Origin of the sequence: Leisingera aquaemixtae (assembly GCF_006740765.1) — a bacterium.
Classification (GTDB): domain Bacteria; phylum Pseudomonadota; class Alphaproteobacteria; order Rhodobacterales; family Rhodobacteraceae; genus Leisingera; species Leisingera aquaemixtae.
Map to the genome: position 1 here is coordinate 2,526,662 of NZ_CP041159.1, position 11,894 is coordinate 2,538,555.

Here is an 11,894-nt window from a genome sequence, read left to right on the forward strand (position 1 = left end):
GCAGGAAAATGCGGGGTTCGGGGCTGATGAAAGTCATGCTCTGATTCCAACGCCTCGCCTCAGGTCGTTGAGATAAGCCCGGATTCTGCGGCGCCTCATCTTCATGGGCCGCCCGCGCCTCGGTTTGGTAGAGTACATTCTGAGAAGAGTGAGACCGATAAAGAAAATCAGAACTGTATTGGTTTCGTCCTCTGGCACGCTCGATTGGGCCAGAAACTGCAGCATCTCACTTTGGTCCAGCCCGAATAGCAGCGCGCCGTCTGCGCTCTCGCTCTGGAAGTCTTTGGACACGAGAAATATGGCCGCCTGACGGGACTGGAAGAAGGTGCCGCTGCGATGGATATCGACTGCCGTAACGCCGCCGTCCGGGCGCAGAATCAGGTTGCGGGGGGCGAAGTCGGGATGCCCGGGCGCCCGCGCGGCCGGCTGGCCGTCGAGCAGCGGCAGCAACCGCAGCAGCTCATTGCCTAGCTCGGCCAGCAGCGCGGCGTCCGGGTGCCGGGCACTGGCGCCGAGAATGGTGTGGATTTCAGCTTCGATCAGGTTCGAAGGCAGGGCGGTACGAATGATTTCGCCCTGTCCCGCCCAGCTCTGCCACGCGCAGCATTGCCGCAGGATTTGCGGCCGGTTTGCGGCGGTCTGCTTGAGCAGCTTGTCCACCGGCGTTCCGGCCTCGAAACTTACCACCACAAGGCCCAGATGGCCGGAACTGGCGAAACACCTGTTGACGGAGAAGTCCGGATGGGCGCCAAGGCGCTCAAAGCGGCGGAGCGCTTGCACAGTGCCGCCGACAAAGCCGCGCCGTGCGCTGAGATCCCAGAATTTCTTCACGACCACCGGGTCCTCGCCGCGATAGCCGCGGAAGACCGAGGTCTCTTCGGAGACTTTCAGCGCAGTTTGCAGCCTGATGCCGGCGCCGGGCCATTTCAGCTGCGCCTGAAGTTGCACCCGTGCCATTTGGCGGGCGGCGCCCTTTGGGCGGGCAAAAAACGGCAGCGGTTCAAGATATCCCATTACCAGTCCCCCAGTGCCTGCTGCCACAGCGTCATGGCCGCCACCGCCGCCGTATCGGCCCGCAGGATGCGGGGGCCAAGGCTGACGACGTGGGATTGCGGCAGCGCGTGCAGGCGCTTGCGCTCAGCCTCCGAGAACCCGCCCTCCGGGCCGATCAGGATGGCCCAGGGCGCGTCCTTCTGCGTCTGCGCCGCCAGTTGCAGGGCATTGCCCACCTCAGCCTCGTCGCAGAACATCAGCTGCCGCCCGGCGGGCCACTGGTCCAGGACGCGGGGGAGCTTTTGCAAGTCCGCCACTTCCGGCACATAGGTACCACCGCATTGTTCCGCGGCTTCGACCGCATGGGCCTGCAGCCGGTCCTGGCGGATACGCTCGGAATTGGTGAATTCGGTCTGCACCGGCAGGATGCGGGCAGCGCCCATCTCGGCCGCTTTCTCGACAATGAAATCAGTGCGCGCCTTCTTGATCGGCGCGAACATCAGCCACAGGTCCGGCGGCAGCTGCAAGGGCTTGGTCTGCTCTTGGCAGACCAGCGTGCCGCCGCGTTTGCCGGCCTCGGCCACTTCGGCCAGCCATTCGCCATCCTTGCCGTTGAACAGCGCCACAGCAGCGCCCGCTGCCAGCCGCATCACCCCGAACAGGTAATGCGCCTGATCCCGGTCCAAAGGAACCGTTTGCCCTGCCCCCAAGGGGTGCTCTACATACAGTCTGATTTTTGCACTCATGGGGTCCTACATATGCAAGGCCAGAAGCCAGCGCCAGAGGGTCAGGTCGCGGATGCGGTTACCGGAAACTGGGTCGACACACATGCCCCGGAATGGACGCGCCCCTACCTGCGGCTCTCCCGCGCCGACCGGCCGATCGGCACCTGGCTCTTGCTGATCCCCTGCTGGTGGGGGCTGGCCTTGGCGATACTGGCGGATCAGAGCCTGCGCTGGCAGGATCTGTGGATCGCCATCGGCTGCGCCGCCGGCGCCTGGCTGATGCGCGGCGCGGGCTGCACCTGGAACGACATCACCGACCGCAACTTCGACGGCCAGGTGGAGCGCACCCGGTCGCGCCCCATCCCTTCCGGCCAGGTGACGGTAAAGGGCGCGCTGGCCTGGATGGCGCTGCAATGCTTGGCTGGACTGATGATTCTGCTGACCTTCAACCAGGCGGCCATCGCCATGGGCATCCTGTCGCTGCTGCCGGTCGCGGTCTATCCCTTTGCCAAGCGGTTCACCTGGTGGCCGCAAGTGTTTCTGGGTCTCGCTTTCAACTGGGGCGCCATGCTGGCCTGGGTGGCGCATAGCGGCTCCTTGGGCTGGCCGCCGGTGCTGCTGTATCTGGCCGGGATCGCCTGGACGCTGTTCTATGACACCATCTATGCCCATCAGGACACCGAGGACGACGCGCTGATCGGGGTGAAATCCACGGCCCGCTTGTTCGGGACGCAGACACCGGTGTGGCTGCGCCGCTTCATCGTGGCCTTTGTCAGCCTGATGGCGCTGGCAGTCATCGGAGCGGTGCTGGAGAGCGCTTCGGTGCTGGCCCTGGTGCTGGCGCTGGCCGGGCCTTGGGCGATGGGCTGGCATATGACCTGGCAGCTGCGCGCCTTTGACGCAGAGAACAGCCAGCGGCTTTTGCAGCTGTTCCGGCTCAACCGCGATACCGGCCTGATTCCGCTGATCTTCTTTGTCCTGGCCATGTTCGTGTGATTGAATCGCGGCCGCTCGCGGGGTAAGAGCCTGTAACGCAAACTGGGAATGTGCCGCCATATGCGCTTGTCTAAGCTGATGATCCCGGGCCTGGCCTTTGCCGCCGCAGCCGGGCTGAGCCTTGTTGCCGCCGGATTTGCCGTCACCGCCGTGGAAGAGAGCACTGAGCGCGGCGTGCGCGCGGCGCTGGACGGCGGCCGCTATACCTGGGCGGAGGTGACGGCAGACGGGCTGCAGGTGCTGCTGGAGGGCACCGCCCCGGATGAGGCCACGCGGTTTTCGGTCAAATCGCTGGTGGGCACAGTTGTCGACGCGGCCCGGATCGTGGACGGGATGGAGGTTCCGCCTGCCGATGGCCTCGCGCCGCCGCGGTTCTCGGCGGAAATCCTGCGCAATGACGGCGGCATTTCCATCATTGGACTGATCCCCGCAGGCTCCGGCCGCGCCGCGCTGGTTGAGGAGCTAGAGAGCCTGGCCGGGCCGGAACATGTGGCCGACTTCCTGGAAACCGCGAAATACGGCATTCCCGAAGGCTGGCCGGAGGCGATGGGCTTTGCTGTGGAAGCGCTGAAACTGCTGCCGCGCGCCAAGATTTCCGTTGCGGCGGGAGAGGTCTCGGTGACGGCCATTTCCGGCAGCGAGGAGGCCAAGGCGCAGTTGGAAGAGCGGCTGGGCCGCACCGCGCCGCCGGGACTGCGGCTGGCGCTCGACATCGCCGCACCGCGGCCGGTGATCACCCCGTTCACCCTGCGTTTCCTGCTGGACGGCAACAGCGCGGAATTTGACGCCTGCTCTGCCGAAAGCGAGGAAAGCCGCGACCGTATCCTGGCCGCCGCCCGCAAGGCCGGGCTGCAGGGGGATGCGGATTGCGTGATCGGCATGGGTGTGCCCTCGCCCAACTGGGCCCGGGCGGCAGAGCTGAGCATTGCCGGCCTTGCTGAGCTGGGCGGCGGCTCGGTCACTATCGCCAATGCGGATATCACGCTAGTGGCCGCCGAAGGCACCCCGGAGGCGCGCTTTGATCACGTGGTGGGCGAGCTGGAAGGCGCCCTGCCCCGGGTGTTTGCCCTGCACGCGGTGCTGCCGGTGCCAGAGGCGCAGGATGCCGGCGGCGTGCCGGAATTTACCGCCACCCTCAGCCCCGAGGGGCAGGTGCAGCTGCGCGGCCGCCTGTCCGATGCCGCCCTGCGCAAGGTTGCGGACAGCTACGCAAAGGCGCGGTTCGGCTCCGGCAATGTGCATACAGCGGCGCGGGTCGCCGCCAACCTGCCCGCTGACTGGCCGGTGCGGGTGCTGGCGGGGCTGGAAGCGCTGTCTTATCTGCAGCGCGGCGCGGTCACGGTGACACCCGGCAACCTGGAACTGCGCGGCATGAGCCACCGCAAGGACGCACCGGCGGAAATCGCCCGCTTCCTGTCGGCCAAGCTGGGCGAGGCCGAGACTTATGGCCTCGACATCACCTATGAGAAGCCGCCGGAGCCGACGGACAAGCCGCTGCCGCCGGAACTCTGCGAGGCGCAGCTTGCCAGCGCCCAGAGTGACGGCAAGATCACATTCGAGCCCGGCTCCGCCACCATTGCGGCGGACAGCGCCGGGACAATGGACCGGATCGCGGACATCCTGGGCCGCTGCGGCCCGGTGCGGCTGGAGATCCAGGGCCACACCGACAGCCAGGGCCGCGAGGCGATGAACCAGAACCTGAGCCAGGCGCGGGCGCAATCGGTGCTGAACGAGCTGCGGGCGCGCCGGGTTGTGACCTCGACCTTTGCCGCCAAGGGCTATGGCGAGAGCACCCCGATTGCCGGCAATGACACTGAGGAAGGCCGCGAGGCCAACCGCCGCATTGAATTCAAGCTGATCCGCCCTGCCGCACAGGCGGGGAGCGCAGAAGACAGCACCGGTGACGAGAGCGCCGGCGGCGAGGACGCCGAAGGCGCAGAGGACGCACAGGAGACCACAGAGTAATGAACAGAACCGAGTTCATCATCACCACCGCGATCATCCTGTTTGCGGCCTTTGCCATCGGCTGGTTCGCCAACTGGCTGGTGCACCGCTTCACCCGGGTGCGCCAGAGCGACGTGGCCGACCTCGACCGGATGAGCCAGGAGCTGCATGAGGCAGAGGAGACCCGCGACCAGGCGATCACCTATCTGCAGCAGCGCGAGGCGGAGCTGACCAACCAGCTGACCCAGACCGAAGCCGAGTTGCGCGCGGCAATGGACGGCCTGCGCGAGGCCCGCCGCGAGGCCGAAGAACTGCGCAGCCAAATCCCGCACTAAGGGTCCAAGCGGGGCACTCCCGCGCCTGCAGGCCGTGATGGCTGCGCAATCACAGCCTGAGAAGCCTTGGGCCTGGCGCCGCGCTGACGCGCGGCGTTTTCATTATGCTAAGAAGGCCTGAACGGGCAGGTCTGCCCATCTCGGCCTCATTCGATTGTATTTGAAGGTTGGCGCGTCAAGGTCAAGCCGCTTCGCGGGGCCTGCGGCCTCCTTGACCCGCCGGCTGCTGCAGGCGGCCGCCGCCGCGCGTCAGCGCGGCGCCGGGCCCAACAGGTGGAGATCATCTGTGATGATCGAACAACTGGCGGGAGCTCCCGCCTTGGTTCTGCAGACTACCAGCGCTTCAATGCGTCTTCGTCGGCGTCCTTGGCAGCCACCCAGTCCGAGCCGCCGCCTGCCAGGATTTCCTTCTTCCAGAACGGCGCGCGGGATTTTAGGTAGTCCATCAGGTATTCCGCTGCCTCAAAGGCATTCTTGCGGTGCCGGGCGGCGGTGGCGACCATCATGATCCGCTCGCCAGGGGCCAGGCGGCCGTGGCGGTGGATCACCAGCGCATCGGCCAGCGACCAGCGCTTCATCGCCTCTTCCGCGATGGCGGTCAGGGCTTTTTCGGTCATGCCGGGGTAATGCTCGATTTCCATCGCGGCAAGCCCGCCCTGATCGGCGTCCCGGACAACGCCGGTAAAGGTCACCACCGCGCCGGCCCCCGCAACGCCCGCGGCGAAAGCGTCGCTCTCGGCGCCCAGCTCAAACGGGGCCTCCTGGACGGAAATCCGCATCGCCTCAGCCCCCGGTCATCGGCGGGAAAAAGGCCACCTCGCGCACACCAGCCAGGGGAGCGTCGAACTCCGACAGTTCCTGGTCCAGCGCCACCCGCAAGGCGGAGAGGTCCGCAAAGGCGGCAGCATAGCGTTCTTCCCGCGCGCGCAGTTCATCGACCAGATCCGCCACCGTGGCGGCAGAAGTCTCCACCTGCTCGCGCGGCAGTCCGATACGCTCGCGCACCCAGGCAAAATACAGAATGTCCATCAATGCGCCTCCTTCAGATGCGGCATCGCCTTGCGCAGATAATCCAGTCCGGTGATCGCGGTCAGCGCCGCGGCGATCCACAGCAGCCACAGGCCGATGCGGCCGGTCCAGAACACCCCGGCCTCCTTCCAGCGCAGTCCGAACAGATCCTCCAGCTCGCCTGCAATGACCTGGCTGTAGATCTGATCATCCATGCCAAAGGAGGACATCACCAGGTAATGCTCGAAGATGCCCTGCGAGAACAGCGTGGCAATAGCGAGCATCTGGGCGGTGGTCTTCCACTTGGCCAGTTTGGTGACCTTGAGCGTGCCGGCGGTGTCGCCAAGATATTCGCGCAGGCCGGAGACAAACACTTCGCGGAACAAGATCACGGTCGCGGGCAGCACCAGCCAGGGGGTCCAGTGCTCAGCCGAATAGCCCACCAAAATCATCAGCGCGATCACCACCATCGCCTTGTCGGCAATCGGATCCAGCATCGCGCCAATCTTGGTTTCCTGCTTCCAGGCCCGGGCCAGATAGCCGTCAAACCAGTCGGTCACCGCGGCGGTGATGAACAAAAGCAGCGCAAACCAGTCTGCATAGGGCCGCGAGAAGTAAAGGAACATCACCGCAAGGCCGGGCGCAGCGACAAGCCGCAGCAGGGTGAGGATATTTGGCAGGGTCCATTTCATGCGGGCACATTATCCGGCTGGCTGGCGTGTGGAAAGCAGATGGCAGACAAAAATCCGCCCCCTGGGGGCGGATGCCTCCGGCGGGGATATTTCCGGCCAGATGAACAAGGGAGTGGTCCGGTTTTCAAGGGCTTATTTCACCCGCTGCCGTGGAAGTGGTCATAAATGCGCTCCGCCAGCGCCTCGGAGATGCCCTCCACCGCCTTAAGGTCGGACAGATTTGCGCGGCTTACCGCCTTGGCGCTGCCGAAATGGGACAGCAAAGCGCGTTTGCGCGAGGCCCCAACGCCGGGCACTTCGTCCAGGGGCGTGGCACTGACCGCCTTGGCGCGTTTGGCGCGGTGGGTGCCGATCGCAAACCGGTGCGCCTCATCCCGCATCCGCTGGATGAAATAAAGCACCGGGTCGTTGCGCTGCAGGGCAAAGACCGGCGCGCCAGGGCGGTAGAACTCCTCCTTGCCGTGATCACGGTCGACCCCCTTGGCCACCCCTACCATCGGGATGTCCTGCACGCCGTGCTTCTCCATGATCTCTGTCACGGCTGACACCTGGCCTGCGCCGCCGTCGATCAGCAGCAGATCGGGCCACAGCCCCTTGTCCCGGTCCGGGTCTTCTTTCAGAAGGCGCGAGAAGCGGCGATGCAGCACCTCTTTCATCATGCCGAAGTCATCGCCCGGCACCAGGTCATCCCCCTTGATATTGAACTTGCGGTAGGCGTTTTTCATGAAGCCTTCCGGCCCCATCACGATCATGCCGCCTACGGCATTGGTCCCCTGGATATGGGAGTTGTCGTAAACCTCGATCCGCTGCGGCGGGCCTTCGAGGCCAAAGGCCTCTGCCAGCCCGCGCAAGAGCTTGGCCTGGGTGGCGCTTTCGGCCATCCGGCGGGCCAGGCTTTCGCGGGCGTTGCGCACGGCAAAGGCCACCAGTTCGGTCTTTTCGCCGCGCTGAGGCACCAGCAGTTCAACCTTGCGGCCTGCCGTCCCGCTCAGCGCCGCCTCCATCAGGTCGGCGTTTTCGATGGCGTCGGACAGGATCAGCTGCCGCGGTGGCTCCTTGTTGGCATAGAACTGGCCGAGGAAGGCCTCCATGATCTCTGCCGGGCTGTTGTCGGCATCCACCCGCGGATAGAAATCCTGGTTGCCCCAGTTCTGGTTGGCGCGGATGAAGAACACCTGCACGCAGGCCTGGCCGCCCTCCATGTGCAGGCCGATCACATCGGCCTCGGCGACGCCGCGGGGGTTGATGCCTTGGGAGGACTGCACCTGGGTCAGCGCCTTGATCCGGTCGCGCAAGGCGGCGGCGCGCTCGAATTCCATCGCCTCGGAGGCGGCCATCATCTGCTCTGCCAGCTCCTCCTGCACTTTGGTGGAACGGCCGGACAGGAATCGCTCGGCGTCGCGCACGCTGGCGGCATAGTCCGCTTCAGAAATCAGCCCGGTGCAAGGCGCCGAGCAGCGCTTGATCTGGTACTGCAGGCACGGCCGGGTGCGGGTTTCGAACATCGAATCCGAGCAGTTGCGCAACAGGAACGCCTTTTGCAGCTGGTTCAATGTCCGGTTCACTGCGCCGGCGCTGGCGAAAGGGCCAAAATAGCTGCCCTTCTGCTTGCGGGCGCCGCGGTGCTTCTTGATCTGCGGAAAGGCGTGATCCTTGGCCACCAGAATATTCGGGAAGCTTTTGTCGTCGCGCAGCAGAACGTTGTACTTGGGCTTCAGCTGCTTGATCAGGTTCTGTTCCAGCAGCAGCGCCTCGGTCTCTGTCCGCGTGGTCAGGAACATCATCGAGGCGGTGAGCGCGATCATCCGCTCGATCCGGGGACTGTTGCCGGGGCGGGTATAGTTTGACACCCGCGCCTTGAGATTGCGCGCCTTGCCCACATAGAGCACCCGGCTGTCCGCATCCAGCATCCGGTAAACCCCGGGCGAGGCGTCCAACGTCTTCACGTAATCCTGGATCACGGCATAGCCGGTTCTGGGCTTTGTGGCGGGCGAATCCGGGGATGTTTCGGCAGGCTGGTCGTTCATGTGCTCAGACATATGATTCCCCGCTCCTGGCTGCAATGTTTGCCTGTCCGGATCAAGAGCGGTAAAATCCACGGAAGTTGTGGATAACTACGAAGATATCTTTGGGCTATCCCGCGTTTTTCCTTATTTCGAGATGGTTTCGGACGGATGCCTAAAATTTAGGCACATTGTTAAGGTGCTGATTTGACTATTTATTTTTTAGGCAGCCTGTCAAGGTTCTGAAAAGAAAGGCACTTTTGTAACGCTTCCGTGACGGCAGGCACACCGGTGCAAAACTTGCGGCGAAAGGTATGGTTTCGCCCCTGTTTGCGTCACTCCAGCCCGTCACTGTCGGGTGTTTGCCAGGCCAGGTGCTGGCCGCCGTCCACACAGATCATCTGGCCGGTCACCGCCTTGGCCTGCAGTAGATACGACAAGGCCGCGGTGATGTCCTGCGGGTCGGCGCCGCGCTGCAAAATCGTGGCCTGGCGCTGGCGGGTAAACTGCTCCGCGCTTTGGCGCGGCCCCTGCAGCGTCGGCCCCGGACCGATGCCGTTGACGCGGATCTGCGGCGCCAGCGCCTGGGCCGCGGTGCAGGTCAGGGTCCACAGCGCCGATTTCGCCAGCGTGTAGCTCATGAACTCCGGTGTCAGCTTGCGCACCCGCTGGTCGATCATGTTGACCGCCAGTCCCCAGGCACAGGGCTCGCCCCGGGCGTCTGTCTCCAGCGGCACGTCCTGCGCCGCCATCGCCTGCAGCAGCACGAAAGGCGCCCGCAGGTTGCTGCCCATGTGTCGGTCCCAGCTGTCCCGGGTGGCGCTGGCCAGCGTGTCATGCTCGAAAATGGACGCGTTGTTGACCAGGCAGGTGACGGGCCCGCCCAGCGCCTCAGCCGCCCGGGGCAGCAGCGCCTGGGACTGCGCCTCGTCCAGGAGATCCGCCTGCAACACCGCCGCCCGGCGGCCCTGTGCGCGGATTTCCACGGCAGTTTCCTCGGCATCCTGCGCGGATGTTGCATAGTGGACGGCGACGTCATGGCCGCGCGCGGCCAGTTCCAGGGCCATCGCCCGGCCCAGCCGCCTGCCCGCTCCTGTCACCAATGCCCGCATCTGCGCCTCCCCTGCTGCTGCCGGCCTAGAGTTAGAACAGGACGACCATATAAGCCAGATAGAGCGCGCTGAGAATGACACCCCAGGTCCGGGTGATGTCCTGCTTGAAGAAGACAAAGGGGATCAGCAGCAGCGAGGCCGAGAGCATCACCCAGAGGTCGAACTGCAGGAACTCCGGATCGACGCTGATCGGACCGACAAAGGTGGCAATGCCGATGATGGCCAGGAGGTTGAACATGTTGGAGCCGATCACGTTGCCCAGCGCCACATCCGCCTGGCGGCGCATCGCCGCCATTGTGGTTGTGGCCAGTTCCGGCAGCGAGGTGCCCACCGCCACCAGCGTCAGGCCGATCACGGTTTCGCTGATCCCGTAAAGACGCGCGATGATCGAGGCGTTGTCCACCAGCAGGTCGGCGCCCAGCGGCAGGCCGATCAGGCCCAGCAGCAGGTAAATTCCGACACGCCAATACGGCATGTCTGGGTCGGCCTCTTCGATCTCTTCCAAGTCCGCATCCGTGGCGCAGCCATTGCCTTTGCCATTGCGGCGGTGTTTGCGGGCATCGCGGAAAGCTACACCCAGCACCCCGGCCAGTGCGGTCAGCAGGATCAGGCCGGACCAGACCGTGAAGGTACCGCTGAAAGCCAGACCGATAAACAGCACCGATGCGCCCAGCATGAAGACATAGTTCCTGCGGGTGCTGCATTCGCTGGTGTGCAGCGCCCGCAACAGCGCGGGGATGCCAAGCACCAGCAGGATATTGGCGGTGTTGGACCCGACCACATTGCCCATCGCGATGCCGTCTGCGCCTTCATGCACTGCACTGACGGCAATCAGCAATTCCGGCGCCGAGGTGCCAAAGGCAACGATGGTCAGGCTGACGATCAGCGCAGGCACCCCCAGCCGCAGGCTGAGGTTTACCGCGCCGCGCACCAGCGCATCGCCCGCCAGCAGCAGGATCACCAAACCAAGCGCCGAATACAGCCATGGCATCATTTGCCACGATCTCCTTTTTTACAGGCGCACGGCCCCTTGCCGATCCGGAAGCGGCCGCAGGCCGGGCAGCGCCTGGAATTGATGTGCTTCTGGCCGGGAAACCGCAGCTTGCCGAACATCGCAAGCACAGCCATCACCACCAGAAAGAGGGCAACGATCTTGAACAGCACGTCAGAGCCCGAAACGCGCGTATTCGGCACGTTCCTCGATCCCGGCCAGCGCGTCCTGGGCAACCCGCATGCCGAACCGGCTCCAGAACGGCTTCTTCAGGCCGTAGCGGCGGAAGCGGACCTTCTCGCCGAACCGCTCCTGCATCTTGGGTTTGAGGTGGCCGATACCGTCGATCAGGCCCAGCTCTTCAGCTCTGCGCGCCAGCCAGATCTCGCCGGTGAACAGATTTTCATCGTTCTTCAGCTTGGCGCCGCGCCGTTCTGTGACGTGGTCGATGAAATTGGCGTGGATGTCGTTCAGGATCACCTTGAGGCGCTGCACGTCCTCGGGATTTTCCGGACGAAACGGATCCAGCATGGATTTGCTTTCGCCCGCGGTGTAAACCCTGCGCTCCACACCCTGGCGGGCCAGCAGCACATGGGCGCCGAACCCGGCGGAGATCACCCCGACCGAGCCCAGCACCGAGCTGGCGTCGGCCCAGATCTCATCCGCAGCGGCGGCCAGCCAGTAGCCGCCGGAGGCCGCAACGTCCTCGACAAAAGCATAGACCGGGATGCCCAGTTCCTCCGCCAGGAGGCGGATGCGGGCACCGATCAGCGAGCTTTGCACCGGCGAGCCGCCGGGGGAGTTGATTTCAAGCGCGACGGCGGCCGGCTTGCCCTTGCGGAAGGCGCGCTCCAGCACCGGGGCCAGGGCGGCATCGCTGAGCGAACCGCGCCCCGGCATGCCAATGGCGCCGTTGAGGCGCACCACCGCCACCAGCGGCTGTCTTTTCAGGAAAGGCAGGTGAATTCTCATGGCGCCGATGTAGAGGGCCGCCCGGGGTGAAACAAGATGCACCCCCCGGGGTTTTCCCGCGAAACGCAAAAACCGCCGCCTCCACGGGCATAAATGCAACGCTGATTTGAGCTGGGAAAATGG

The 11,894-nt window shown here is 64.8% G+C and carries 13 protein-coding genes; 3 read left to right on the plus strand and 10 right to left on the minus strand.

What is annotated here, in order from left to right:
- Positions 1 to 33: 33 nt before the first annotated feature.
- The gene (locus R2C4_RS14015) at positions 34 to 1,014 is read right to left on the minus strand and encodes a hypothetical protein (RefSeq protein ID WP_141891119.1); all 981 of its coding nucleotides are present in this window, start codon (positions 1,012 to 1,014) and stop codon (positions 34 to 36) included.
- A complete protein-coding gene (locus R2C4_RS14020) occupies positions 1,014 to 1,739 on the minus strand; it encodes a 16S rRNA (uracil(1498)-N(3))-methyltransferase (protein WP_141891120.1) in 726 nt (241 codons plus the stop codon). Before R2C4_RS14020 ends, R2C4_RS14015 begins: the two co-directional genes overlap by 1 nt.
- 12 nt (positions 1,740 to 1,751) lie before the next feature.
- Between R2C4_RS14020 and ubiA the strand changes: the two genes are divergently transcribed.
- Genes ubiA through R2C4_RS14035 form a run of 3 tightly spaced genes read left to right on the plus strand, consistent with a single transcriptional unit; the run spans position 1,752 to position 4,993 of the window.
- Entirely contained in the window at positions 1,752 to 2,714 is a 963-nt protein-coding gene (ubiA, locus tag R2C4_RS14025) for a 4-hydroxybenzoate octaprenyltransferase (RefSeq protein WP_141891121.1), read from the plus strand.
- A gap of 60 nt (positions 2,715 to 2,774) precedes the next feature.
- Positions 2,775 to 4,679 (plus strand): OmpA family protein, encoded by a 1,905-nt coding sequence (locus R2C4_RS14030; protein WP_141891122.1) that lies wholly within the window; start codon positions 2,775 to 2,777, stop codon positions 4,677 to 4,679.
- Positions 4,679 to 4,993: a hypothetical protein gene (locus R2C4_RS14035; protein ID WP_008556394.1), complete on the plus strand. Its 315-nt coding sequence runs from the start codon at positions 4,679 to 4,681 to the stop codon at positions 4,991 to 4,993. The genes R2C4_RS14030 and R2C4_RS14035 overlap by 1 nt, the downstream gene beginning before the upstream one ends.
- A 332-nt stretch (positions 4,994 to 5,325) precedes the next feature.
- On the opposite strand, the gene R2C4_RS14040 is transcribed toward R2C4_RS14035, so the two are convergent.
- The 8 genes from R2C4_RS14040 to R2C4_RS14070 all read right to left on the minus strand — a co-directional run bounded on the left by R2C4_RS14040 (position 5,326) and on the right by R2C4_RS14070 (position 11,771).
- Entirely contained in the window at positions 5,326 to 5,772 is a 447-nt protein-coding gene (locus R2C4_RS14040; protein WP_141891123.1) for a molybdenum cofactor biosynthesis protein MoaE, read from the minus strand.
- A 4-nt stretch (positions 5,773 to 5,776) separates the two neighbouring features.
- Positions 5,777 to 6,022: a molybdopterin converting factor subunit 1 gene (gene moaD, locus R2C4_RS14045; RefSeq protein ID WP_141891124.1), complete on the minus strand. Its 246-nt coding sequence runs from the start codon at positions 6,020 to 6,022 to the stop codon at positions 5,777 to 5,779.
- A complete protein-coding gene (gene pgsA / locus R2C4_RS14050; protein ID WP_008554844.1) occupies positions 6,022 to 6,693 on the minus strand; it encodes a CDP-diacylglycerol--glycerol-3-phosphate 3-phosphatidyltransferase in 672 nt (223 codons plus the stop codon). The genes moaD and pgsA overlap by 1 nt, the downstream gene beginning before the upstream one ends.
- Positions 6,694 to 6,830: 137 nt before the next feature.
- Positions 6,831 to 8,732, minus strand: a complete 1,902-nt coding sequence (gene uvrC, locus R2C4_RS14055; protein ID WP_414671958.1) for an excinuclease ABC subunit UvrC — start codon at positions 8,730 to 8,732, stop codon at positions 6,831 to 6,833.
- Positions 8,733 to 9,031: 299 nt separating this feature from the next.
- A complete protein-coding gene (locus R2C4_RS14060; protein WP_058285121.1) occupies positions 9,032 to 9,808 on the minus strand; it encodes an SDR family oxidoreductase in 777 nt (258 codons plus the stop codon).
- A gap of 31 nt (positions 9,809 to 9,839) precedes the next feature.
- Positions 9,840 to 10,802, minus strand: coding sequence for a calcium/sodium antiporter (locus R2C4_RS14065; protein WP_141891125.1), 963 nt, complete (start codon positions 10,800 to 10,802; stop codon positions 9,840 to 9,842).
- Positions 10,799 to 10,972 carry a hypothetical protein gene (locus tag R2C4_RS21255; protein WP_058285119.1) on the minus strand — a complete coding sequence of 58 codons (174 nt, stop codon included), beginning with the start codon at positions 10,970 to 10,972 and terminating at the stop codon, positions 10,799 to 10,801. Before R2C4_RS21255 ends, R2C4_RS14065 begins: the two co-directional genes overlap by 4 nt.
- Position 10,973: 1 nt before the next feature.
- Positions 10,974 to 11,771, minus strand: coding sequence for a S49 family peptidase (locus R2C4_RS14070; protein WP_141891126.1), 798 nt, complete (start codon positions 11,769 to 11,771; stop codon positions 10,974 to 10,976).
- Between the last annotated feature and the right edge of the window lie 123 nt (positions 11,772 to 11,894).